Genomic DNA, 22,432 nt, shown 5'->3' on the forward strand with positions numbered 1-22,432 from the left:
GTTTGTGGAAGAAGTGCATGTGGCTTTCTTTCATTAATTTTTTATATTAGGATGGTAAAGGTGTTTTTTTTGCACAACATAAGTTCAACTGGAGGAACCATCATGAGCAATCGAAATAAAGGAATCATATTACTACTTATATCTGCCTTCGGCTTCTCTATGATGGCGGCACTCGTTAAGCTGTCTGGAGACGTTCCGACTGTTCAAAAGACTTTATTCCGTAATCTTGTATCAGCCATTATCGCCTTTGGTTTTGTCATGTACAACAAAGAACGGCTATTTGGTAAAAAGGAAAATCAGAAGTTGCTGCTTTCGCGTTCAGCACTCGGTACGATCGGGATGGTTTTGTTTTTCTATGCCATTGATAACCTTGTATTGTCAGATGCGGATATGCTCAACAAGCTCAGTCCATTTTTGTTAATTATCTTTTCAGCTATCTTTTTGAAAGAGAAGGCACGTTTGTATCAGATCATTGCTATTGTCGTTGCGTTTATCGGGACACTGTTCATCATAAAACCGGCATTTTCTGTTGAATTCATTCCTTATCTCGCCGGTATTTTCTCAGCTGTGTTTGCAGCTGGCGCCTATACTTTGCTCCGTGTATTAGGAGATAAAGAAAAATTTTATACCATTGTCTTCTACTTCTCATTTTTCACAACCGTCACCCTGCTCCCTTTCACCATTGCTTTCTATGAACCGATGAGCTTGAAACAATGGGTGTACCTGCTATCCGCTGGGGCATTTGCAACGCTGGGACAGTTCGGTTTGACCATAGCCTATAAATTCGCTCCAGCACGGGAGATCTCTATCTTTTTCTATTCCACCGTGGTCTACTCGGCACTCATCAGTATCATCTTATTTGATCAAGTACCTGATATTTTCAGCATTCTCGGTTACTTCACAATCTTCGGTGCCTCGCTGTACATGTTTTTGAGAAATAACAAAGAAGCTAAAAAAGTAGAGACATCTCAGTAGCCAGGAAAAGCCAGCTCGATAGGTGATTTCCACACATAGACACCTCTTTTAACATAAAAAAGCGACCTCTTCCCGGTCGCTTTTTTTTAGTTCTTTTTCAGTTTCTTTAAGTTAGACAACGTGTGTTGATAGTCCTCCTCCAATTGATTAACATCTTCATTCGGACCAGGCATGCTCAACCGGCTGATGAGTTCCGTCAACTTTGTTTCTAATGCCATCTGATCGTAGACGTCATCGTCAGCGACAGGGGGATTCTCCACATACTCCTCCCACTGTTTCCATGTGCCATCGAAAGTTATGAACTTTGAATCTTCAATCATCCATATTTGATCCGCTGTCCTCTCGATGAATGTACGATCATGGGTAACAAAAAGAATCGTCCCTGGGAAATCACAGATTAACCGTTCTAAAGCATGTATCGCTTCGAGATCCAGGTGATTTGTTGGTTCATCAAGCACGAGGAAAGTTGCCCCGCTGGCCATCAATTTCGCTAAAGACAGCTTCACTCGTTCTCCTCCACTCAATTGACCTATGGTTTTGTTCATATCCTCAGCAAAAAACCTTAGACGAGCAAGGATGATACGAATGGTAGTTTCGGATAGTGAACTCTTTTCACTTGCATAGTCGTACACTTTCTTTTCTAAAGGCAAATCTTCCAAAGTCTGGTGAAAGTACCCGACTTCTACTCCTGGAGAAAGCCAATCTGTTGTCCGTAAAAGATGTTGGATAAAAGTGGATTTTCCTGTTCCGTTTCCACCGATGAAGGCTGTTTTGGATCCATTTTTCAATGACAATTTAGGGCTGGTAAAAAGAAACTTAGATCCCGCCTGGACTTCTGTCTCCCCTACCGTTCCCAATGCTTTTTTACTTGATGGGTTCAATTTACTGAACTCCATTTTCACTTGATCCCATTCCATAGGCTTCTCGGCCTTCTCGAGACGATCCAATCTGCGCTCCAAGGTCTTACCGACACGCTCCACCTTCTTTTGATGAGCAGCTGCTTTGTTCTTCCCAAGTTGCCACTCGGAATTTCCCATTCGCTTTGGAGGTTTTCTCATTCCTTTAGATTGGGACTGCTTCTGGCGGATTCGTTCCTCGATTCTGTTTTTTTCTTTCACATACTGTTCGTGCTTTTCGTATTTCTGCTTTCGTTCAAGCTCCTTTTGAACTTCATAAAAATCATAATTCCCTTGGTATTCCGTCAATTTTCCTTGTTCAAGTTCCCAGATTTTATTGCAGCAGCGATTGAGCAGCTTTCGATCGTGGGAAACAAGAACATAAGCGCCGTTATGCTTGAGCAGTTCTTCTTCTAATGATTCAATGTGCTCCCAGTCCAGGTTATTCGTTGGTTCATCAAGAAAAAGCAAGGAGTGGCCCTGGGAAAGGATTCGCTCCAGTCGAGCGAGTGTTTTTTCTCCACCACTCATTGTAGAAGATTTCCACTCTTCTTCATTCATCTGTTTCATCCATCCATAAGATGTGTGCCATTCCACTTGCGGGGCTACATCGAGCTTTCCTAACAAGTATTGCAGCAACAGGCTTTTCCCTTCTCCATTTCTTCCTACTAGACCAATTCGGTCTCCTTCATGAATCTTCAGTTCTTTAATATCAAGTAGATCTCGGCTTCCGATTTGATACAGTATATTGGTTGCACGCATATTTAACATAAATAAACCTCCCTGAACCGTTCCAGAGAGGTTTTTAGTCTGCCACCACTTTTTGGGCACACCACAACATATATGAAGGGTGATATAAAAAGCAAGAGGATCCTTTTTTAAAAAAGGACAGACCAATCCTGTATCTGGAACGAGTGTTGTTTCTTATTCTCATACTCGTTTAGCAACAGGATTAGTACTTCATTGCTTTAAACGTCAGTCCCTTCTTTTTTGGTTACGTTTATTATATGATGAAGTGGCTTAGGAATACAAGACAAAAAGAATGGAGGAATTCATATGGGGAAAGTCACATTATACATTGCTCAAAGTGCTGATGGCTATATCGCAAGAGAGGATGGGAGCATTGATTGGCTGCGGGATGGTGCTGACGAAGACTATGGCTATGAACAATTCATCAACGCAGTGGATACCGTTTTTCTAGGAAGGAAAACTTATGATCACATCTTTGAATTAACCGAAGAATTCCCTTACAAAATGAAGGATGTCTATGTCGTGAGTAACACGCGCGAAGGCCATGACGATTATGCGACATATCTACAACCTGAACAAATCCTGCCCCTTGTGAACATGCTTAAGAATGAACAGAATAAAACCATTTGGGTTGTCGGAGGAGCAAACCTGATCCATTATTTCATCTCTGCTGGATTGATTGATGAGTTCCAGATCTTTATTCAACCAACATTGATTGGTAAAGGCATTCCCCTTTTCCAAAAAAATGACCTTGAAGAAGAGCTTCAGCTTACAGAAACCAAAGCCTATCAAGACGGTATGCTCGCCGTTACTTACCAAAAGAAGGAGCAGAGACATTGATTCCACAAGATATAAAAAAGAATCTCTCTAAAGCGTATGACCGTCAATCAAAACAGCGTAATCAATCACGTTCACAAGATTGGAAAATAAAGGAAAGGGCGGCTTTCCTGGAAAAATTAAAGAATGAGAAGAAGGATTCACTGCTCGAAATCGGATCCGGACCAGGGAAAGACAGTCTTTTCTTCTCCCAGGAAGGATTCAACGTTCAGGCAACGGATTTATCCGAAGATATGGTCCAGCTCTGCCGTGAAAAAGGATTGAAAGCAGACGTCATGAGTTTTGATGAATTACAGTTTCCGGAAGCATCTTTTGATGCCGTCTGGGCTTTGAATTGTCTGCTTCATGTACCCAAAGAGAACCTTCCTGAAATCCTAAGAGGTATTCGCAGCGTTCTAAAAAAAGATGGGCTTTTTTATTTAGGTGTTTACGGCGGCATCAATCATGAGGGCATTTGGCAGAAAGACTTCCATGAGCCTAAACGCTTTTTCTCTTTTTATGAAGACGATATTCTTGAATCTATTCTAAAACGTGAGTTCAAGCTTGAAGCGTTTCATAAAATTCCGATAGAAGAAGGTGAAGATGGCCCCACTCATTTTCAGGGAGTTATTCTAAGAAAGTGACTCATCATTCATGGTTCACTCCCCTCCCCCGTCTCCACCACCATCAGAATGATCGAACTGATGAAACCCAGGCTGCCACGTAGGGTCATCTTTTTTAGAGGAAAGGGATCGACTACTGGTTGACTGGCGAACAAACCTGAAGATAAGAGCTAAAAAAGCAACAACAAGAATAAACCCAACAATGGTTGAGAACATAAAATTCCCCCTTGCTTATACATACGATCCGATCTTGAAGATAGTTTCAAAATATTCTAAATCCTAATGGACGCAAACCATACTTTTTGGTATAGTTATGTAATTTACCAATTCACGAAGGAGGCAAGTTAATGATACCTGAGAAATTAAAAAAGGGAGATGAAATTCGAGTAATCTCCCCCGCCAAAAGTTTATCGATTGTAGCACCTGACCAGCAGGAACTGGCCGTAGAGCGATTGAACCAGGCGGGATTCAAAGTGACCTTCAGTACATATGCAGCAGAAAGCAGCCAGTTCATCTCCAATCCCGTTGACCACAGGGTGACTGATATACACGAAGCTTTTTCTGATCCGAATGTCAAAGCCATCTTGACTACTCTTGGTGGATATGACAGCAACCAATTGCTGAACCGCCTTGATTTTGATCTCATCCATAAGAATCCTAAGATCTTCTGTGGGTATTCTGACATTACGGCTCTCTCCAACACGATATATAACAAGACAGGACTGGTCACATACAGTGGTCCTCACTTTTCATCGTTTGGTATGGAAAAAGGCATCGACTATACGTTCGACCATTTTATGAGCGTGTTCACTGAAACAGAACCGCAAAATATACATCCTGCAATGGATTGGAGTGACGATCGCTGGTATTTGAATCAACAGGAACGACAATTTCATACCAATACCGGTTATGAAGTGCTGTATGAAGGAGTCGCTGAAGGCACCTCCATAGGCGGAAACCTTTGTACTTTGAACTTGCTTCAAGGAACGCCATATATGCCTTCCCTCACAAATTCAATCCTGTTCCTTGAAGACGACATGTTATCCGATCCCTCAACCTTCGACCGTGATTTACAATCTTTAATTCATCAACCAAGCTTCGAGGGTGTGCTGGGAATGGTAATCGGCCGCTTCCAAAAAGAATCACACATGGATGATGATACGCTCAAACAGATCCTCCAGTCTAAAAAAGAACTCGAACATATCCCTATCCTATACAATGCCAGCTTCGGTCATACCACACCGATTTTCACTTTTCCTATCGGAGGCCGGGTAAGAATTGAAGCACATAGACAATCTCCCACGATTGAACTTCTAGCATATTAATAAGAGCCCAGTGATATCACTGGGCTCTTTCAATCATTTCCCTATTAGATCATAAAGTTTATACACCTGACCATTTTCGATTTTATCCGGTTTTTCTAAAAGGTTCATCAATACACCTGCCACCTCTTCAGGGGAGCGTAACTCCCCTTCTTCTTTCAATTTCCGGAATTTCCCTACATCAGCAAAAGCGTCTTCCGAAGAAGAACGAATTTCGCCTTGCATGTCTGTATCAATCACACCAGGGCTATAGGCAAATATCGTATGATCCTTCCCTTCCTGCTCAAGTGCCAAAGTTTGCGTGAAACGATTAATGGCTGCTTTGGAGCTGCTGTATGTACTCCAGCCATGAATGGTTTTCTCTGCTGCACCCGAAGTAATGTTTATGATACCAAGAGAGATGTCCCTTTCATTCGCTTCTTTAATAAAACGATTCACGGTCAAAATAGGTGCCGTTACATTAACCTGCATGTGTTTTTGCACGGCTTCTGCTTCTAATTGACCAACTGTCTGAATAGGCTCGATGACTCCTGCATTATTAACGAGATAAACATAATGAGTATCCTTGTGGAGTACAAGATCGATCATTTGATTGAGCCCTTCATTTAAATCATCCAAGTCACTCAGATCACAGCTGACATGATGGAAACTCACACCTTTTTCATCTGCCAAAGCCTTCAACTCTTCATTGCCTGATCGCGAAACAGCCACCACATTCACGCTCTTCAAAATGAATTGTCGCGCAATCGCTTCTCCTAAACCACGAGAAGCCCCTGTTACAACAGCATATTGCATGTCTATCACCCTTTCTCCATTCTTTTTTTGCTTTCCCTTTTGTCCAATCGGCAAACGCTCCGTTCAGAAACTTTACATCCCAGAATTCAAACGATATGATAAACGGAGCACAAGTGGACACATAAAGGAGTCTACCTATGAAATATTTATTTCTGTTTATCATCTATGTTGCAGGACTTGTCGTTTCAAGTCTGGGCCTAGCGCTGATCATACAATCCGGTTTAGGTGTCGGCCCGGGAGATAGCATTGCTGTCGGCCTCTCCATGCATTTACCAGTAACTGTCGGAAGCGTCATGATTGTTGCTTTTGTCATTCTTTTACTTGTTAATGCCAAGTTGGAGCATAAGCGACCCCAATTCGAATCATTAATCCCAATTATCATACGTGGAAGAACATTGGATATCTTTCTATACGGAATGCTTGAGAACATGGAATATGAAGCGTGGTGGGCTCAATGGGGCATTTTCTCACTCGGCCTCTTAGCCACAGCTGTGGGAATCTCTGTTTACTTACGAACTCCATTCCCCCGCATTCCTCTGGATCACTTCATGATGATTATGAATGAAAAAACAAATCAATCCAAAAGCACGGTGCGCATTTTCTCCGAATCCGGAATGGCTCTCATTGGGTTTTTGCTCGGAGCTCCGGTCGGTTTTGGGACATTAATTGTCGCTTTGCTGTTAGGGCCACTTATTCAATGGTCGTTCCAATGGGCGAGGCCGATTGCTGCTCTGTGGACAGAACCGAAGAAAAAAATGCCTCAAAAAGCGTGATACTTCCATCACGCTTTTTTTCATTCCTCAAAGGAGAGCTTCGTCACGCCTGTCTCTTCAAGCCTCCGGCCAATTTCTTCTTCAATAGCTAGTCGCTTTTCCATTTGGTCTTCCGTCAGTTTTCCGTCCATTGGCCCGTAGATTTCCGTCATCTGTTTTTCGGCAAGTTTTTCGACCAACTTATCCCAAAAGCTGAACTCATCGTATTCTTCTACGTGTGTATCTAATAGATTCGATTCATAATCTACATCAAGGTCATGAACACCTATTTGTTCCTGATAAGAAATCTTGTCCTCAAGATTCGCTTCCTTGTATTTTGATAAGACAAGCTCTCTTACATCTTCGAACTGTTCATCCAGCTCCAATTTTGTCGAATTGACCATCCATGTCCCTAAAAACACCATTTCAACCAGTGTTTCATATTGTTCTTTTGTCATTTCAAGTTTTATATTACCCATAAAAGACCGCTCCTTTCCTCTTTTCCTTAGCATTATAGCATATCCAAAGTTCTCTATTTATTATGCCGCTTGGCCTTTTTTACATGACTTACATGACTTACCTTCGTGAATTCCCGCACCTTGCCGTACGAGATTCATGGATGCCAGTTATATTCCACATGCTTTCATATTAATAAGTAACGAAAAAGCCCGGAAGTATAGCCTTCCGGGCCTTCTATTATTCAGTTGCCGTTTGACTTGTAAAGATAGAATCATCTTGATTTATGTGAGCATCTGCTTCATAACACTTTTGCAGCTTTCTTGTAACAGCTCCAGGAAGGCCATCACCAATGGTTTGCCCGTCAACTTTTAATATCGGCATGATTTCTGAGGTACTGCTTGATAAAAACAATTCATCTGCATAAGCTAGGTCCTCTACCTGGAAGGCTTCTTCAACAAAATCAACCTTTTCTTTCTTACAAAAAGCCTCCACCCTCATCCTTACACATCCATGTAGAATGTTCTTCTTGGCCGGATGCGTGTAGACTTTCCCCTGCCGCACAAAATAGACATTAGAAGAGCTGCATTCAGTTACTTCTCCATTTTTATGGAGGATGGCCTCGTAACAGTCGTGTTCTTTAGCCGTCTGTTTTGCAAGGACATTGGGAAGCAAGTTTAAGCTTTTAATGTAACACCAGTCCCATCGCACATCTTCATGAGTAATGGCACTGACGCCCTCGCGCAAGAATGAAACCGGACGAGGAAGATCTTTCACATAAGCATATAAGTTCGCTTGTGTCTGATCAGGAAAAGCATGATCCCGCGGCGCAGAGCCTCTGGTGATTTGCAAGTACACTTTGGCATCTCCGCTGATTTTGTTTTTCTTGAGCAGTTCTTCCAGCCGCTCATACATGTCTTCCTTTGTATAAGGGACATCAATTTTAACAGCTGCCGCTGAACGGTACAGCCGATCGATGTGTTCATCCATTAAGTAATAGTTTCCATTGTAAACACGGATCACTTCATAAATTCCATCACCGAACTGAAGCCCTCGTTCTTCGAAGGGGTACTTCAATGTATCCTGCTTTACAAAATCATTTTCTGTCAAAATATGGTCGTGAATCGTCATTACTTTGCCTCCTCAAGTCATCTCCAGGTTTAACGAATAGTTTATCAGAAAAAAGGCCGGGGTTGGACCCTCCGTTGAAAAACTTTTTAAACGAGAGCGTTCAACCTATTCCAAAGTTTGAAGCTTGGATGGTCGATGTGAAATGAGAGTACCCTCATCTGTCCCTTTACAAACCCTCTTCATCAGTCCCGGATGATCAAAATTAAAAATGTGGACGGGCAACTTAAAATCCCGTGCAAGAATGAGAGCAGACTGATCCATGATCTGGATGTTTTGAAGAAGAATATCATCATAGTTTAAACGGCCATACATTTGCGCTCCTTTGTGTTTGGCCGGATCCGATGTATACACACCGTCCACGCCTTGTTTTGCAACAAGGATGGCATCACAGTTCAATTCAATGGCCCTTTGAACCGCAGGATAATCGGTCGTCACAAATGGCTGTCCGTTCCCTCCTGCCAAAATGACCACCATACCTTTAGCAAGGTGGTGCAAAGCCTTCAAACGAATATAAGGCTCCGCTACGCTTGCGACTGGTATAGAAGTCATGACCCTTATTTCTTTTTTTGATTTTTTCTTTAACACACCTCTTAACATCAAACTGTTAATAATCGTGCCGATTGTACCAATATTATCAGCTTCCACCCGCTCGATCCCCCAGTCTTCTGCGGTTCTGCCCCTGAAGATATTGCCTCCGCCGACGACGACCGCAACTTCCAACCCACTATCAAGAAGAGAGAGGATTTCGTTTGCGATATGTTCCAGTCGTTGATTATCGAAACTGTCCCTGCTATCCCCTTTCATGGCACCACCACTAATTTTTAGCAAGACACGAGAATATCTCATTATGAGTCCCCTTTTCATTGACCTTTGTTTATTCGAAAAAAAGAGCCTAGACCTGTGTCTAAGCTCATTATTAAACCAACTTTATCTATGCTATCTTATGCTCAGGCAAGCTTTATTCATTCCACTTCCACAGTGGTTTCCAACCAGGGATGCTCGTAGGGAAGGCCTCCCTTGCCATCATCCATCATAGGGTAAAATGCCAAATCAAGCTCAACAAGGTCTTTGTCATAACGGAAGTCATCAAATTGGATATAACGAAAAGTAGTGAAGGTTCCTTCCTTGGTACCGATCGTGTGTCCATTATACGTGGTGCCGTTCGAATCGACCGCTTTAACTAAAAATTCGATATGGCCTTTATCTCTCAACCAATCTTCTTCCTTGTTTTTCATTAGAGCATTTCGGTCTCCATACCACATCCCAAGATACAGTCCCCTTGCATTGTTGCGGCTGTAAAGCTTGGTTAAATGGACTTTCGTATCTCCGATTTCCTGAGAAGACACCGTAATGGGTTCGGGGTGTTGTTTCGGATCTTCCACCATCGGATAACTCTGGTTATTTTTCAGTGCGTTGACTTCCTTATTGTCCACATAAAAAAAGACAGCAGCAATCAATACAGCAATCAAACTGTATATAGCCACGCGCACCTTTTTCATCCGTCTCACCTCTTTTGCATTAGGAAGGTAAATCTTACCGTCATTATATCAAATTCCTTTTCTCCAAGTTGTCAAACGAAGGGAGAGGTTTTGTCGATTTCTTACTTATTAAGTCTCAGACATAATCAAATAAAAAAACTGCCCTTTATTATTTAAAGAGCAGTCTGCATTCCTATAAATACTTCTTCTGAACTTTTTTACCGCCATAGCTGAAAACTACATCCCGTCCCTCTACTTTCGTTTCTATGTGAACATTCCGTCCCCACAGCTGATACACATAAGGCAATGTTTTTTCCAAATATCCGACATCGAGTTCTACGTCTTCAAAATGGTGTTTTAAATAAAGTTCTCCGGCCTTCACATAATCACCGTCCTGCACAGTGATATAAGGGAATCCTCCATTCACCCTCATGGTGACAAGCTGATCCCGTACGGCTTCATGATCTTTATCCGTGATTTTATATTTTTGGCCTTGCTTTTGGAAAAGATATAAATCCTCTCTCCTGGCCAGTTCTTTCGTTAAATAGTTACGGATGAAGCTTTGATCAGATTCAATTTCGCGGACCTCGAACATCTTTTCCCTTCCTGAACCGGGTTCGACACCGTGTTTAATCATTTCCTCGGTTGGGTTGTCATAACGATCTTCAATGTCCTCGAAAATCTTCAACCCTAAGTAATACGGATTTAGCTGCGTCTTACTTGGCTGCACAACGCTCGCATTGAGTTTAGCGAATTCAATGGACTCATCGCTTGTTAAGTCCATTTCCCGTAAAATTCGCGCATGCCAGTAGGAAGCCCATCCTTCGTTCATAATCTTCGTTTCCAACTGCGGCCAGAAATACAACATTTCTTCGCGCATCATCGTCAGGATATCCCGCTGCCAATCCTCAAGTTCACGGCTGTACTGTTCAATAAAAAGAAGCAAATCCTTCTCAGGCCGTGGTGGGAATTTCTTTTTCTTCCTAAACCTTGGCTGCTCTTCTGAGGAGGATTCATCAATCTTCCAAATATCATCATATTCGGTTTGAACCGGCTTTTCTTCACTTTCTTCTTCGTCCAAGGACCAGGCGAGTTTAGGACGGACCAAAGATGGATCAATATGTTCCTGAATGGCAAGAACAGCATCGAGGAATGACTCTACCTCATGTTTCCCATATATTTTATCGTAGGTAGCGATTCTTTCTGCTGTCGCCGCCATACTTTCCACCATGTCCCTCTTCGTATTCTGGAACCGGGCATTGTTTTTAAAGAAATCACAGTGAGCCAGGACATGGGCAACAATCAGCTTATTCTGAATCAAACTGTTTGAATTCAATAAAAAGGCATAGCAAGGATTCGAGTTGATGACAAGTTCATAAATCTTACTTAATCCGAGGTCATATTGCAGCTTCATCTTGTAGTACTGCTTTCCAAAGCTCCAGTGGGAAAAGCGTGTCGGCATCCCGTACGCTCCGAATGTATAAATAATATCATCAGGACAGACTTCGTAACGCATTGGATAGAAATCAAGCCCGAAACCTTTAGCGATTTCCGTTATTTCTCTGATCGCATATTCGAGCTTCTTTTGGTCATCTGGTCTCAAAGATGCCCCCTCCTTCGATTTCGCTTATTTAACTATATGAGGGTAAAGCAGCGAACATGAAGGTTCAGGTCATCTTCTTGTCCTCTATACTAGAATTTTAGCCATGACATATTCATCCACAGGCCTCCCGCTGACGATCAGAGACTGCCTCTTGACTCCTTCTTTTTCAAACCCCATCTGTTCATAAAAATGGACTGCTCTCTCATTATGAACCATGACAGTAAGTTCAAGCCTCGTTACTCCATGATGTCCTGCCCATCCAAAAAGATGATGAAATAGCTCTTTAGCGACTCCTAAACCGTGGAAGTCCTTCAATACTCCTGTAATAACACTTGCTGTATGTAAGCTCCTTGGTGCTCCACCGCCAAAAACGGTCACATGTCCGTTGATTCCTCCGTTAAAGTCAGAAAGAAGGATCGTAGAATTTTCTTCCTTCTCCACTTTTTGAATCAACCTTTCTACCTGTTCGTTCGCGGCTTTCCTTTCCCCATTACCGAATAGTAAAAAATCCGTTTCCGACTCCAGTTTCTCCATGAGTTTTCGATAGCCTGCTGCATCACAGACCTCCGCTGTTCTAATCATCTTTAAAGCCCCCTTTCCTTAATTCTATCAGAAGAAAGGCAGTCAAACGCCACTCTCTTAGAGGTGGTTAACTGCGTGACACCAGTACTTTGATCTAAAAAGGGGTGAACTTTAAAGGGCTCCAACATGTCAGCGAACCTGAACATTAGAGATACAACCTTTTTTGAGGTACACTGAATGACACAAGAACAGAAAGGAGTTTTCAAATGAAAAAGAAGATCCTTCACTCCTATGAGCATTTGTCTTCGCATTATGAATTTGACGTTGACCGAAAGCCCTACAATGCTTATCTCGAACGTCCCGCCATGATAGACCTGCTCCCAGAACTTCGAGAAAAAAACGTTTTGGATGCCGGGTGTGCAGCAGGGTGGTATGCGCGTTACATGGCTGATCACGGCGCAGACGTAACAGCGGTTGACCTCAGTCCTTCCATGATTGATGCAACCAAGCGGCGAGCAGAAAATGCCAGTATCCATGCTTTTGTTCACGATTTGTCGAATCCTTTACCGATGGAAAACGAATCTTTTGACTTCATTATCAGTTCACTTACACTGCATTACATAAAAGATTGGACGCCTATTTTTCAGGAGTTCTATCGTACCTTAAAACCAGGAGGAACACTCCTTTTCTCTACCCATCACCCGTTTATGGATTATATGAACCATGATGTGGATACTTATTATGCCTGCCAGCAACTTCAGGAGGAATGGACGGTGAACGGTGAAAAAGTTCCGATGACTTTTTATAGGCGGCCGCTTGAGAAGATTATTTCTGCGGTGACCGATCATTTCCGTTTCATTCAACTTTCAGAGCCAAAACCTACGCCTGAATTTAAAGAAGTACACCCAAAGGGATTCCATAAAGTTTCCACAAAACCGAATTTCATTATTGTAAAAGCTGAAAAGCCAGAACCTAAATAAAAGGTCCTGGCTTTTCTTTATTATGAGCGTTGGTCAGGGAAAATACGGTCAACCATTTCTCCGAATTCACGGAAAAATCCTCTGACAGGTTCACCATTTTGAGCATCTTCTACATAATTGTTCGTCAAGTCAACAAAATCTGGATTCGTTGAAATGTAAACATTGTTTATATCCTGATCCGAATCTTTGACTGCTTTTTTAATTTGCTTTTCCATTTCATCAGAGACTTCGTTCTTGTCTCCTTTTGGATTATCAAGCTCTGCAGCTACATAGGCATTGTCACGTGTTTTCAACACATAAACACGATCTACGCCGTCCACATTTTTTTCGATACGGTTGGCTGCATCTTTGGCAACTTTATAATTCGTGTTATGAACCATACCGCGATCATTGTCATACTGGTTCGCCTTTTGACCATTTTCGGACATATCATCCGCTGTACGCTCGAAGCTTGTATTTTCCACTCCGTTGTAGTTGCCATTGTCTCCAGCTTCTTGCTCTGCCTGACAGGCCACAAGAGATCCAGCTGCTAATAGACCGATGGCTAATACTTTGATTTTCATGATATTCACCCTCCTTCCATCCATATTTACGGTTAGTATGTGTGGTTGAAAAGCAAATATGCGATTGACAAAAACAGGAAAAGTACGTGAACAACAAAAAAATCCCCAGTTAAGAAAACTGAGGATTAACGATTCAGGAATGGGAGACTCCACCATATTTGAATGAAAATTAAATAAACGAAAAAAATAGCATTAATAAATAAAAGGAAAACAGAAACAAGCTTATAATGACCTTCTACTTTTTTATAACCGATGCGAATAAAAATGAATCCAGCAATGAGAAGCATATACAAGCTGATAAACCATATCCACGTATGAGGGGTTGACGCATCAAAACCCACTTCGTAACCAATTCCATACAACAACCAGGGAGCCAAAAAACATAAAATAGATAGAGGGAGATACCTTTGATCACTTTTTATGTAATAAAGAGAAAGAATGGCCGCAACCAGGGTTATTCCTCCGATGATTTCCGTTATGAGAATCATCACCTGTTGGGTGGCATCAGCTTCAGCTGTTACCAAGCTCAAGAATAATAAAACACCCAGTAAAATCACACACCCCACATTTGTATAAAGAAGATTTTTTTCTGACATCACGAAAACTCCTTCCGTCAAAAGCAAAACTTTTCCATACTATCATAACAAAATTTCCAATACTTTGCGGAAGAAAAAAGCAAAAATGTGTCGGGATTCCCAGAACTGTGACGAACTCTCTGATTGAGCAGGAACGCTCACGGGGATAATAAGACCACTCCTTTCATAAAGGAAGTGTCATCCAATGAGTCACTATGATTACGACAAAGCCCTGCACTTCATGATTTGGGGGCAATGGGACGACTTGCTCGTCCTCATGGTACGCACAAGGGATGAATTTCTTTCAAAAAAGATTGAAACATTCCTTCACTCGGCTTACTACCCGAGTAAACAAAGCGAAATGCTGGAGTCGCACGAAGCCTTGTTGAGTTATATCGATCATGCTCAAGCTACCACCCTACAAACAAGCTTTTTCACATAAAAAGAAAGACCAGGTCACCCAATTTATGGATGACCTGGTCTTCATTTATTTCCATTTATACACGCGGGTAATCTTGTATGAGCGGGTGGAGATGCATTTCATCAATGACCATATGTTTCGGTGCAAGCGCCATATATACAACAGCTTCAGCAATATCATGAACCTTGAGCCACTCTGCTTTTTCCGGGTCTCCTTGAGTCCCATTGGCGAAATAAGTATCCACCATTCCGGGATTAATGGTACCTGCCCGGATGCCATCTTTTCTTACTTCTTGAGCAAGTGATCCCATAAACCCTTGAACCGCATATTTCGTAGATGTATATAAAGCTCCACCTTCTGGAATTGTATAACGAGAGACATCGGATGCGACCGTAATGATAGTGCCGAACTTTTGTGACTTCATGATAGGCAGAACGGCTTTGGTCGCAAGAAATACGCCCTGAACATTAATATCAAACGTTCGACGCCATTCTTCTACAGTCACTTCTTCGATTGGCTTGAAGTCTCCAATCCCTGCATTATTCACAAGAATGTCCACTTTGCCGTATGCTTTCTTCGTTCCTTCCACGACCTGATCCATTTCGTTCTCATCACTGACGTCAGCGGTATAAGCCAAAACGTTTGTGAACCCTTGATTTTCTAATTTTTCCTTCGTATGATGAATTTCTTCTGAACTGCCTATGATGGTTAAATAGGCTCCTTTTTCAGCGAGTTGGAATGCAATTTCTCTTCCAATTCCCCGAGAAGCTCCTGTCACAATAGCAACTTGTTTGTCTAACACAAAAATTCCTCCTTACGTTCGTTCTGGCTTTTCTTCTGTGTCTAATTTAAATCGAAGATCAAATAAATCTCGACGTCGATCCCTCAGCTGCCGGACAGTCCCTGATTTTCGTTGTCTTCTCAGTATTTCTAAATCAACATCTCCAACAACGACCGTTTCCACATTGGGGTTACACTCGCCAATAATCCCATCACGGGCAAATTCAAAATCCGATGGCGTAAAGATGCCTGATTGTGCATACTGAATATCCATATTCTCCACTTGCGTCAGGTTCCCTACTGTACCTGCGATAACGGTATAGACCTGATTTTCAACGGCACGAGCCTGGGCGCAATATCGCACGCGCAAGTACCCTTGTCTGTCATCTGTACAAAACGGAACGAAAATGATGTTCGCTCCCTGATCGACCGCATAGCGAGCGAGCTCAGGAAACTGGATGTCGTAACAAATTTGAATAGCAATCCTGCCACAATCCGTATCAAAAACTTTGACTGCATCTCCAGGCTGAATGCCCCACCAAGTCCGCTCGTTCGGAGTAACATGAATTTTGTATTGCTTTTCTATCGTACCGTCACGTCTGAATAGATAAGAGATGTTATAAATTTGATCTTCTTCCTCTACGAAATGAGACCCGCCGATGATGTTCACATTGTACTTCACAGCAAGGTGTGTGAACATTTCTATATATTCTTCGGTATATCCACTCAATTTACGAACCGCTTGAGAAGGTACTTTTTCCTCTAAAAAGGACATGAGCTGTGTAGTGAAGATTTCAGGGAATACAGCAAAATCAGATCCATAATCAGCGGCGACATCTACGTAATACTCACATTGCTTCGCAAACTCTTCAAAAGAATCGATATTTTTCATCATGTATTGGATAACCATGATTCTCACTGGGTGACTTGTCTTAAAATAACGCTTCGTCCTGGCACGATAATCTATATTATTCCATTCCATCAGCGTCGCATACTTTAAAGACTGCTCGTCATCTGGAAGATAGTCCGGATTAATCCGCATGACGGTAAATCCATTCATGATCTGGAAAGTGAGGACAGGATCATAAATGTTTTGATTGCGGACTTCCTCCACATATTCACGCGGTGTCATTTCATCTTCATACTTGTGGTAATTCGGTATACGGCCACCGATAATGATACTCTTCAAATTCAACTCGCGTGCTAATTCTTTCCTTGCTTCATACAAACGCCTTCCTATTTTCATCCCTCTATATTCAGGATGGACCATCACTTCAATTCCATACAGATTGTATCCGTCTGGATCATGATTGGTTATATACCCTTCATCTGTAATGTCATCCCAGGTGTGTTTGTCATCATATTCGTCAAAATTCACAATCAAACTTGAACAGCTTCCAATAATTTTCCCGTCGAACTCGACGACAAACTGCCCTTCTGCAAAATGTGTTAAGTGGCTCTCGAGGTGTTCCCTCTTCCATGGCTCCATATCAGGAAAGCAGACCTTTTGTAACTTAAATATCTGTTCGATATCTTTATCCTGCATATTTCTAACAATCATTTTCTTCTCATATTGAGTCAGATCAAGCTTCGACATTTTATCTTCCTCTCCTCATCATGATCGTTCAACCATTTTCATCGTACTCAACCTCCATCCTTCTTGTCTAGTTTTTCAACAAAGTTATTCCACTATATGGCAGGATTGTTGAAGGCTCAGTTTCGAGACTTATGTTGAGTGTATGGGGCTGCGGGGAATAGCTCGCTTTCCGCGGGAGCGCGGTGTGCCTCCTCGGACTGCGTCCTGTGGGGTCTCACCAAGCACTTTCTCCCCGCAGGAGTCTCACCATTCCCCTTTGCTATATCAGAGTCTCGAAACCACTACTGGAAAAATCAGCTTGTGTGGTTATGAGAAGTGAATGATGTAAACTCTATCCCATTGACGTTTAGCAAACGCAAATGCTTGATACAACACACTATACGCCTGCCTAGGAGAAGAATTGGAACCTTACTAATGAATACAGGTGTTCTAATCATCCACTTCCCTCAACCATTCATGCTCCCCCTTTCAGAAATAGTTTCGAGACACTTATAAGGTAAAGGGGCGGAGGGAAACGGTGAGACTCCTATGGGAGGTGTGGGACAGGTGAGACCCCGGAAGGCGTAGCCTGAGGAGGCTCATCCCCCCATGGAAAGTGTTCAAATGCGGAATCGTCCTGGTAGACACGACCGGCATAAGCAGAACAGCAACGGAATGTGTTTTTCATTCCGTTGCTGTTCTGCTTATGACGCGAGTGTCTGGGCGATGGAGCAAGACGAACCTTTTCAGGGAGCCCCTAGAATCACACAAACATCTCGAAACTGAGTCTTCAACTAAAGGGAGCTTTTATGAAACATGGATGGTTTAATTCAGTATGTTCAGAAATGAAATGTATGAATTGAATCGGTTCATAACTTCGTGTATGATGGTTTAAGAAGAGGTGTAGACAATGAACGGATTTGAAAGAAGGAAAGAACGAAAAAAGCAGAATATTTTGAACGCCTCCCTGAAATTGTTCTCAGAATACGGGGTGCAGAAAGTCAGCATCCAGGAAATTGCAAAAAAAGCACAAGTTTCTCAAGTCACCATTTATAATTATTTTGGCGGCAAAGATGAACTGCTATTCGAGACGGTAAAAAAATTCATTTACGGACGATTGGACCGTTTTCGGGACGTCGTCCACAATGACGATATGGACTTTAAAGATAAGATCCGTTTTGTGATTCAAGATAAAAAAGAAAACATCCTCCATATGGACCCTGGATTTCTTGAAACCGTGATGAGGGACCAGCCTGAGTTACAAGAACTGATTCAAACCTTCACACAAAAAGATGCGGTTCCTTTACTTATGGAACTCGTGGAACAGGGAAAAACGCAAGGTTTCGTTCATCCGGATATTTCTTTTCGATCCATTATGTTTTATATAGAAATGTACTACCAAGCGATGCGCTCGAAGGAAGATTTCTTCGATCATTCTTTACCAGAATTAAGTGAGGAGATCACCCATATGTTTTTCTATGGCCTTATGGGGAATCAGGACGAACATTTGCACGAAGATTAAATTCTTGAATAGAAAAATGCGTAGAGAAACGTTACTCTACGCATTTTTCTATTCTTTGTTTATCTCCATTTTTTCACATACCAGCGAATAAGATCATTCCATTTACTTCCGAATAGTTTCTCTCTCCAATAAAGGTCTGCGGTCTGAGAAACGACATTGTTTTTAGCCGGGTAAGGGTGTATAACATTCGAGATGCTTTGAAACTTCTTATTGAGGGCCTGAACGGTCCCGACTTCCTGCATCCATTCTCCAGCCCCGTCGCCAATAGCATGAGCTCCAACGATTTTCCCTCGGTTTGTTGTCAAAACTTTTACAAGACCCTCTTTTTTCCGTTCCGCCATAAACCGATCGTTATCAGCTAATTTTGTTTTGAAGGTTAATAAATCTTCCCCATACTTCTCTTGTGCTTCTTGTTCGGTCAAACCAAGATGATAAATCTCTGGGTTTGTGTAGACAACCCACGGGATTTTTTCATAAGAAACTTTTCTAGAAAGGCCCAAAACCGCATTGGATACAGCGATTTTCCCTTCCATTCCTGCAACATGAGTGAAAGGCATAGAGCCATTACAATCACCTACAGCATAAATATGTTTCTGATTCGTTCTTAAAGCTGCATCCACTTGGATCGAACCTTTCTCAGTTATAATACCCGCCTTGTCCAACCCAAGCCTACCGATGTTCGCTTTTCTTCCAGCCGCTACAAGGATGGTATCGGCAGTAATGCTGTTTTGAGCCCCGTCTTTCGTATAGTGAATTTTCACCTGTTTCCCGTCTCTCTCGACTCGTTCAGCCTTAGTATTTGTTAAAATATTCAGCTCTTCTGATAACAATCGTTGGGAGAGATTTGCAATTTCTTTATCCTCTTTGGATAAAACTTGTTCACTTCCTTCAATTACTGTCACTTCCACACCCAGACGACTCATGGCCTGCGACAGTTCCACACCAATCACTCCTCCACCGATTACCACCATGGAAGAAGGTTTTTTCCTTAGAGAGAATATAGTTTCATTTGTTAAGTAATCCACTTCGTCTAAACCATCAATAGGAGGGACTGCGGGGGAAGATCCTGTAGCTATAACAAAACGTTTAGCTGTAATCCTCTGTTCTCCTACCTGCAGCGTATGTTCATCTAGAAACGTTCCTTCTGCTTGATAAATATCAATCCCCAGGTTAATAAAGCGGTCTTTGGAATCATGTTTCTGGACATCCTGTAAAGCATCAGATACGCGTTCCATCGCCGATGTGAAAAAACTTTCGTAATCATCTTCCGTCAATTGAGTATATTTGGAGGCATCTTTTACTTCTTTAGACGCTTGAATCAATGCCTTCGAAGGCATGCATCCATAATGAAGACAATCCCCGCCAAGTTCATTTTTCCGTTCAATAAGAGCTACTTTCGCTCCAAAACTTGCCGCACCTGCTGCTACCGTTAACCCACCAGAACCGCCACCTATGACAACGATTTGATAATCAAACGTCATGGGTTTCTCTCTTCATTGACTCATAATGTTCGGATATGGCTGCCATTCTTTTTTTATTGACTCCGAAGTCGGAATATCCCACTCTTGAAGCAGACCTGAAATGGACGACCTCTTCCTTCTGATCAAAATAAAATTCAACGTCGTCCTTGAATTTGATCCACTTCGATTCAACTACAGCATGGATATAATTTTCGTTCTCTGTCTCAATCGTCGTTCTTTGTCTCTCACTTAAAATCTCTTTAATCAAAGACTTTGTGGTTTCCAAGTCCTTGGAAAATACCAAAGCATCCATCTTCTTTTCTTCCTGATTTGTTTGAGTACTGACACAGTTTGGAGACGTCGGGCATTCAGAGAGTCTCCCGTTCTTAACGCCTATATATGGTTTACTCATCATTACTCCTCCTTTTCTACACGATACCCTTATCCTCCCTGCTTCTTCAACAAAAAAGCACTCCCAACTGTCTAGGAGTGCTTTCCATTCGAAGAATTTCCGTTACCTTGAGGAGGTTTCTCTTTCCCTTTTGATCCTCCTCTTTCTCGTTCATCCTTCTTATGATTATGTTCTGAACCCTTACCCTTCTCTTGCCCTTTTTCTTTCTTGTTTGGTTTAGGAGACGGTTTTTTGGTTTTTTCCTGATGTTTACTGTTCGTTTTTTTATCTTCGTTTTCTTTATGTTTATTCTTATGGTCTTTCTTTTCTATGTGTTTTTCCTCATGTTCAGACTTTTGCTTTTCTTTTTGCTGACCCGGAGCTTGGGATTTCCCTTTTTGACCCTCTTGTTCAGGTTGTCTATTTTTCGCACCCTGGTTTTCAGGTTTTACATTTACAGCCGGAGGAGCCGTTGGTTTCGCTTCAGAATCTAAGACTTCTTCCTGTTTTTCTTCAGATGAATCTTCTTTATAAAACGATTGAATAATTTCTCGATCATCATCTTCAACGTGAACAGGGAGTTCTGATTCTCCTGTCTGATCCTTTTCTTCACTCTTTATTCTGTCTGCAACCATTTCATTGACAGATGCCTTCTGAGCAATGGCTTCCCTTCGTAGATCCTTCGGGACCAGAAAAGTAGCAACGCTTATATTCGCCGCTTTATCCATGAGAAATGTTTCAATTTCTTCCGCGTACTTCTGCTCCTCTTGTTCTTTTAAATAACTGATACCAATGAGGACTTGATTTGCATCATTGACATACCCTTTCTCTTGACTTAATTCAATCAACTCAAAGGTAACCTCCGATGCATCTTTCTTTTTCCAATCTTCCAAAGAGGAAACAATCTTTTCAGCCTCCTCATTTTGAGGGATGATATCTATGACTTTCATTTGATCATTCAATTCAAGTTCAACACTGGGATTAATATCAATATTCATATAGGCAAACGCCTGATTGCTGCCATACCAGGAGAAAACAGGGAATACCATTAATAGGAAGATAATGGCTACAACAGCTGCTCGCGTATAATTATTACGCAACACTTGAGTCCATCGATGCAGGACTTCACGCTCACTGACTGTCCTGAACTGGATTTCCATCCCAATATCTACATGGTCAACCTTTTCAGCTCTATGAAACTTGCCATCACTAGTCATGACAATCATATATTCATTCTGCTGTTCCATGACAATACCTTTTTTCACATACCCACCCCTTTCAGATAATCCTTAAGATATACGTAATCCCCGTTCAGGATGAGAACTAAGGCGATGATGAATTTACGGTTCCGTTCTAATGTTTTCTTACTAACATCAACACGATCGACCAAGTCCTTGATCGGTAAACGTCCTTTATCAATGACTTGCGAACATAAAAACTCATCTTCATAAACGAGCCTGGCCACCTGAACAGCGGATTCCCTAGCATCTCTATGTTTTGGGGAAGCCTCAATCAGCTCTTCAAATGAAAGCTTATACTTTTGCAACTGGGCCTGAAATTCCAGAATTTCCTCTTTACGATGCCAAGCTTCTGTTTCCAATTGAAACTTCTCCTTGGCTGCTGAAATTTCTACAGGGTTTTCCATTTGTTCTTCATCATGGAAATCCTCATCAAGAGAAGTGACTTGCACACGTTTTTGTTCATTTCGAATGTAATCAATCACTTTCCGCTTAATGACAAGTCTTGCAAAAGAAAGAAATGAACTGCCCTTATCACAGGAATAAGATTGGATGGCTTCATTGAATGCAAGCAAACCGATACTAAACTCATCATCTTTTTTAGGGTCTATATATCTTTTACAAACTTCAGAAACACTTTTGGCGATGAAAGGTTGATACTGTTTCAGCATTTCATTACGTGCATCATCATCTCCCTGTTTGGCTGAAGCTACTTGTTCATCCAGGGAGGGATCTGCTTTTTGAAAAAGACGTTTGATCAACCTTTATCACCTCCAGCCTATTAATGTTTTCGATTATGGCTTTTAT

25 protein-coding genes are annotated in these 22,432 nt (G+C 41.9%); 8 read left to right on the top strand and 17 right to left on the bottom strand.

The window, feature by feature from the left end:
• Positions 1 to 102 precede the first annotated feature (102 nt).
• Positions 103 to 975, top strand: a complete 873-nt coding sequence (locus J0K78_RS17570; RefSeq protein WP_206948256.1) for a DMT family transporter — start codon at positions 103 to 105, stop codon at positions 973 to 975.
• An 86-nt stretch (positions 976 to 1,061) separates the two neighbouring features.
• Here the strand turns inward: J0K78_RS17570 and abc-f are convergent, their stop codons facing one another.
• Complete coding sequence (gene abc-f, locus J0K78_RS17575; protein ID WP_206948257.1) at positions 1,062 to 2,642, bottom strand: ribosomal protection-like ABC-F family protein; 1,581 nt, start codon at positions 2,640 to 2,642, stop codon at positions 1,062 to 1,064.
• A 285-nt stretch (positions 2,643 to 2,927) separates the two neighbouring features.
• On the opposite strand from abc-f, the gene J0K78_RS17580 reads away from it, so the two are divergent.
• Together J0K78_RS17580 and J0K78_RS17585 are read left to right on the top strand one after the other, a co-directional pair.
• Complete coding sequence (locus J0K78_RS17580; protein ID WP_206948258.1) at positions 2,928 to 3,461, top strand: dihydrofolate reductase family protein; 534 nt, start codon at positions 2,928 to 2,930, stop codon at positions 3,459 to 3,461.
• A complete protein-coding gene (locus tag J0K78_RS17585) occupies positions 3,458 to 4,081 on the top strand; it encodes a class I SAM-dependent methyltransferase (RefSeq protein ID WP_242517943.1) in 624 nt (207 codons plus the stop codon). Before J0K78_RS17580 ends, J0K78_RS17585 begins: the two co-directional genes overlap by 4 nt.
• A 15-nt stretch (positions 4,082 to 4,096) precedes the next feature.
• Here the strand turns inward: J0K78_RS17585 and J0K78_RS17590 are convergent, their stop codons facing one another.
• Positions 4,097 to 4,276 (bottom strand): hypothetical protein, encoded by a 180-nt coding sequence (locus J0K78_RS17590; protein WP_206948259.1) that lies wholly within the window; start codon positions 4,274 to 4,276, stop codon positions 4,097 to 4,099.
• Positions 4,277 to 4,407: 131 nt separating this feature from the next.
• Here J0K78_RS17590 and J0K78_RS17595 point away from each other — a divergent pair, with 131 nt between their 5' ends.
• Positions 4,408 to 5,385 (top strand): S66 family peptidase, encoded by a 978-nt coding sequence (locus J0K78_RS17595; RefSeq protein WP_206948260.1) that lies wholly within the window; start codon positions 4,408 to 4,410, stop codon positions 5,383 to 5,385.
• A gap of 33 nt (positions 5,386 to 5,418) precedes the next feature.
• On the opposite strand, the gene J0K78_RS17600 is transcribed toward J0K78_RS17595, so the two are convergent.
• Positions 5,419 to 6,177, bottom strand: a complete 759-nt coding sequence (locus J0K78_RS17600) for a (S)-benzoin forming benzil reductase (protein WP_206948261.1) — start codon at positions 6,175 to 6,177, stop codon at positions 5,419 to 5,421.
• A 137-nt stretch (positions 6,178 to 6,314) separates the two neighbouring features.
• Between J0K78_RS17600 and J0K78_RS17605 the strand changes: the two genes are divergently transcribed.
• Positions 6,315 to 6,950 carry a YczE/YyaS/YitT family protein gene (locus J0K78_RS17605; RefSeq protein ID WP_206948262.1) on the top strand — a complete coding sequence of 212 codons (636 nt, stop codon included), beginning with the start codon at positions 6,315 to 6,317 and terminating at the stop codon, positions 6,948 to 6,950.
• A 20-nt stretch (positions 6,951 to 6,970) separates the two neighbouring features.
• On the opposite strand, the gene J0K78_RS17610 is transcribed toward J0K78_RS17605, so the two are convergent.
• From J0K78_RS17610 to J0K78_RS17635, 6 genes are all read right to left on the bottom strand, one after another.
• Positions 6,971 to 7,408 (bottom strand): hypothetical protein, encoded by a 438-nt coding sequence (locus J0K78_RS17610; protein ID WP_206948263.1) that lies wholly within the window; start codon positions 7,406 to 7,408, stop codon positions 6,971 to 6,973.
• A 217-nt stretch (positions 7,409 to 7,625) separates the two neighbouring features.
• A complete protein-coding gene (gene dat, locus J0K78_RS17615; protein ID WP_206948264.1) occupies positions 7,626 to 8,516 on the bottom strand; it encodes a D-amino-acid transaminase in 891 nt (296 codons plus the stop codon).
• Between the two features lie 105 nt (positions 8,517 to 8,621).
• Entirely contained in the window at positions 8,622 to 9,362 is a 741-nt protein-coding gene (gene pyrH, locus J0K78_RS17620; protein WP_206948265.1) for a UMP kinase, read from the bottom strand.
• A gap of 116 nt (positions 9,363 to 9,478) precedes the next feature.
• Entirely contained in the window at positions 9,479 to 10,015 is a 537-nt protein-coding gene (locus tag J0K78_RS17625; RefSeq protein WP_206948266.1) for a hypothetical protein, read from the bottom strand.
• A gap of 172 nt (positions 10,016 to 10,187) precedes the next feature.
• The gene (locus tag J0K78_RS17630; protein ID WP_206948267.1) at positions 10,188 to 11,597 is read right to left on the bottom strand and encodes a SpoVR family protein; all 1,410 of its coding nucleotides are present in this window, start codon (positions 11,595 to 11,597) and stop codon (positions 10,188 to 10,190) included.
• An 84-nt stretch (positions 11,598 to 11,681) separates the two neighbouring features.
• Entirely contained in the window at positions 11,682 to 12,179 is a 498-nt protein-coding gene (locus tag J0K78_RS17635) for a GNAT family N-acetyltransferase (protein ID WP_206948268.1), read from the bottom strand.
• A 206-nt stretch (positions 12,180 to 12,385) separates the two neighbouring features.
• Between J0K78_RS17635 and J0K78_RS17640 the strand changes: the two genes are divergently transcribed.
• Positions 12,386 to 13,099 (top strand): class I SAM-dependent methyltransferase, encoded by a 714-nt coding sequence (locus J0K78_RS17640; RefSeq protein ID WP_206948269.1) that lies wholly within the window; start codon positions 12,386 to 12,388, stop codon positions 13,097 to 13,099.
• Positions 13,100 to 13,119: 20 nt separating this feature from the next.
• On the opposite strand, the gene J0K78_RS17645 is transcribed toward J0K78_RS17640, so the two are convergent.
• Entirely contained in the window at positions 13,120 to 13,662 is a 543-nt protein-coding gene (locus J0K78_RS17645) for a YhcN/YlaJ family sporulation lipoprotein (RefSeq protein WP_206948270.1), read from the bottom strand.
• A 125-nt stretch (positions 13,663 to 13,787) separates the two neighbouring features.
• On the bottom strand, positions 13,788 to 14,258 hold the full coding sequence (locus J0K78_RS17650) for a hypothetical protein (protein WP_206948271.1): 471 nt from the start codon (positions 14,256 to 14,258) through the stop codon (positions 13,788 to 13,790).
• Between the two features lie 184 nt (positions 14,259 to 14,442).
• On the opposite strand from J0K78_RS17650, the gene J0K78_RS17655 reads away from it, so the two are divergent.
• Entirely contained in the window at positions 14,443 to 14,679 is a 237-nt protein-coding gene (locus J0K78_RS17655) for a YhdB family protein (RefSeq protein ID WP_206948272.1), read from the top strand.
• Positions 14,680 to 14,734: 55 nt separating this feature from the next.
• On the opposite strand, the gene J0K78_RS17660 is transcribed toward J0K78_RS17655, so the two are convergent.
• The gene (locus tag J0K78_RS17660) at positions 14,735 to 15,460 is read right to left on the bottom strand and encodes an SDR family oxidoreductase (RefSeq protein ID WP_206948273.1); all 726 of its coding nucleotides are present in this window, start codon (positions 15,458 to 15,460) and stop codon (positions 14,735 to 14,737) included.
• Between the two features lie 12 nt (positions 15,461 to 15,472).
• On the bottom strand, positions 15,473 to 17,035 hold the full coding sequence (locus J0K78_RS17665; RefSeq protein ID WP_206948274.1) for a bifunctional GNAT family N-acetyltransferase/carbon-nitrogen hydrolase family protein: 1,563 nt from the start codon (positions 17,033 to 17,035) through the stop codon (positions 15,473 to 15,475).
• 889 nt (positions 17,036 to 17,924) lie between these two features.
• Here J0K78_RS17665 and J0K78_RS17670 point away from each other — a divergent pair.
• Complete coding sequence (locus J0K78_RS17670) at positions 17,925 to 18,536, top strand: TetR/AcrR family transcriptional regulator (RefSeq protein WP_206948275.1); 612 nt, start codon at positions 17,925 to 17,927, stop codon at positions 18,534 to 18,536.
• Between the two features lie 59 nt (positions 18,537 to 18,595).
• Here the strand turns inward: J0K78_RS17670 and J0K78_RS17675 are convergent, their stop codons facing one another.
• From J0K78_RS17675 to sigI, 4 genes are all read right to left on the bottom strand, one after another.
• The gene (locus tag J0K78_RS17675) at positions 18,596 to 20,017 is read right to left on the bottom strand and encodes a dihydrolipoyl dehydrogenase family protein (RefSeq protein ID WP_206948276.1); all 1,422 of its coding nucleotides are present in this window, start codon (positions 20,015 to 20,017) and stop codon (positions 18,596 to 18,598) included.
• Complete coding sequence (locus J0K78_RS17680) at positions 20,007 to 20,408, bottom strand: DUF1499 domain-containing protein (protein WP_206948277.1); 402 nt, start codon at positions 20,406 to 20,408, stop codon at positions 20,007 to 20,009. Before J0K78_RS17680 ends, J0K78_RS17675 begins: the two co-directional genes overlap by 11 nt.
• Positions 20,409 to 20,479: 71 nt before the next feature.
• Positions 20,480 to 21,652, bottom strand: coding sequence for an anti-sigma factor domain-containing protein (locus J0K78_RS17685; RefSeq protein ID WP_206948278.1), 1,173 nt, complete (start codon positions 21,650 to 21,652; stop codon positions 20,480 to 20,482).
• A complete protein-coding gene (gene sigI, locus J0K78_RS17690) occupies positions 21,649 to 22,386 on the bottom strand; it encodes an RNA polymerase sigma factor SigI (protein ID WP_160915329.1) in 738 nt (245 codons plus the stop codon). The genes J0K78_RS17685 and sigI overlap by 4 nt, the downstream gene beginning before the upstream one ends.
• Between the last annotated feature and the right edge of the window lie 46 nt (positions 22,387 to 22,432).

It is taken from the genome of Halobacillus sp. GSS1, assembly GCF_017307035.1.
Taxonomy (GTDB): Bacteria; Bacillota; Bacilli; order Bacillales; family Halobacillaceae; genus Halobacillus; species Halobacillus litoralis.

Excerpts from the sequence above, each read along its gene's own strand:
- J0K78_RS17570 (WP_206948256.1), top strand. The coding sequence starts at position 103 with ATGAGCAATCGAAATAAAGGAATCATATTACTACTTATATCTGCCTTC.
- abc-f (WP_206948257.1), bottom strand. The coding sequence starts at position 2,642 with ATGTTAAATATGCGTGCAACCAATATACTGTATCAAATCGGAAGCCGA.
- J0K78_RS17580 (WP_206948258.1), top strand. The coding sequence starts at position 2,928 with ATGGGGAAAGTCACATTATACATTGCTCAAAGTGCTGATGGCTATATC.
- J0K78_RS17590 (WP_206948259.1), bottom strand. The coding sequence starts at position 4,276 with ATGTTCTCAACCATTGTTGGGTTTATTCTTGTTGTTGCTTTTTTAGCT.
- J0K78_RS17595 (WP_206948260.1), top strand. The coding sequence starts at position 4,408 with ATGATACCTGAGAAATTAAAAAAGGGAGATGAAATTCGAGTAATCTCC.
- J0K78_RS17600 (WP_206948261.1), bottom strand. The coding sequence starts at position 6,177 with ATGCAATATGCTGTTGTAACAGGGGCTTCTCGTGGTTTAGGAGAAGCG.
- J0K78_RS17605 (WP_206948262.1), top strand. The coding sequence starts at position 6,315 with ATGAAATATTTATTTCTGTTTATCATCTATGTTGCAGGACTTGTCGTT.
- J0K78_RS17610 (WP_206948263.1), bottom strand. The coding sequence starts at position 7,408 with ATGGGTAATATAAAACTTGAAATGACAAAAGAACAATATGAAACACTG.
- dat (WP_206948264.1), bottom strand. The coding sequence starts at position 8,516 with ATGACGATTCACGACCATATTTTGACAGAAAATGATTTTGTAAAGCAG.
- pyrH (WP_206948265.1), bottom strand. The coding sequence starts at position 9,362 with ATGAGATATTCTCGTGTCTTGCTAAAAATTAGTGGTGGTGCCATGAAA.
- J0K78_RS17625 (WP_206948266.1), bottom strand. The coding sequence starts at position 10,015 with ATGAAAAAGGTGCGCGTGGCTATATACAGTTTGATTGCTGTATTGATT.
- J0K78_RS17635 (WP_206948268.1), bottom strand. The coding sequence starts at position 12,179 with ATGATTAGAACAGCGGAGGTCTGTGATGCAGCAGGCTATCGAAAACTC.
- J0K78_RS17640 (WP_206948269.1), top strand. The coding sequence starts at position 12,386 with ATGAAAAAGAAGATCCTTCACTCCTATGAGCATTTGTCTTCGCATTAT.
- J0K78_RS17645 (WP_206948270.1), bottom strand. The coding sequence starts at position 13,662 with ATGAAAATCAAAGTATTAGCCATCGGTCTATTAGCAGCTGGATCTCTT.
- J0K78_RS17650 (WP_206948271.1), bottom strand. The coding sequence starts at position 14,258 with ATGTCAGAAAAAAATCTTCTTTATACAAATGTGGGGTGTGTGATTTTA.
- J0K78_RS17655 (WP_206948272.1), top strand. The coding sequence starts at position 14,443 with ATGAGTCACTATGATTACGACAAAGCCCTGCACTTCATGATTTGGGGG.
- J0K78_RS17665 (WP_206948274.1), bottom strand. The coding sequence starts at position 17,035 with ATGTCGAAGCTTGATCTGACTCAATATGAGAAGAAAATGATTGTTAGA.
- J0K78_RS17670 (WP_206948275.1), top strand. The coding sequence starts at position 17,925 with ATGAACGGATTTGAAAGAAGGAAAGAACGAAAAAAGCAGAATATTTTG.
- J0K78_RS17675 (WP_206948276.1), bottom strand. The coding sequence starts at position 20,017 with ATGACGTTTGATTATCAAATCGTTGTCATAGGTGGCGGTTCTGGTGGG.
- J0K78_RS17680 (WP_206948277.1), bottom strand. The coding sequence starts at position 20,408 with ATGAGTAAACCATATATAGGCGTTAAGAACGGGAGACTCTCTGAATGC.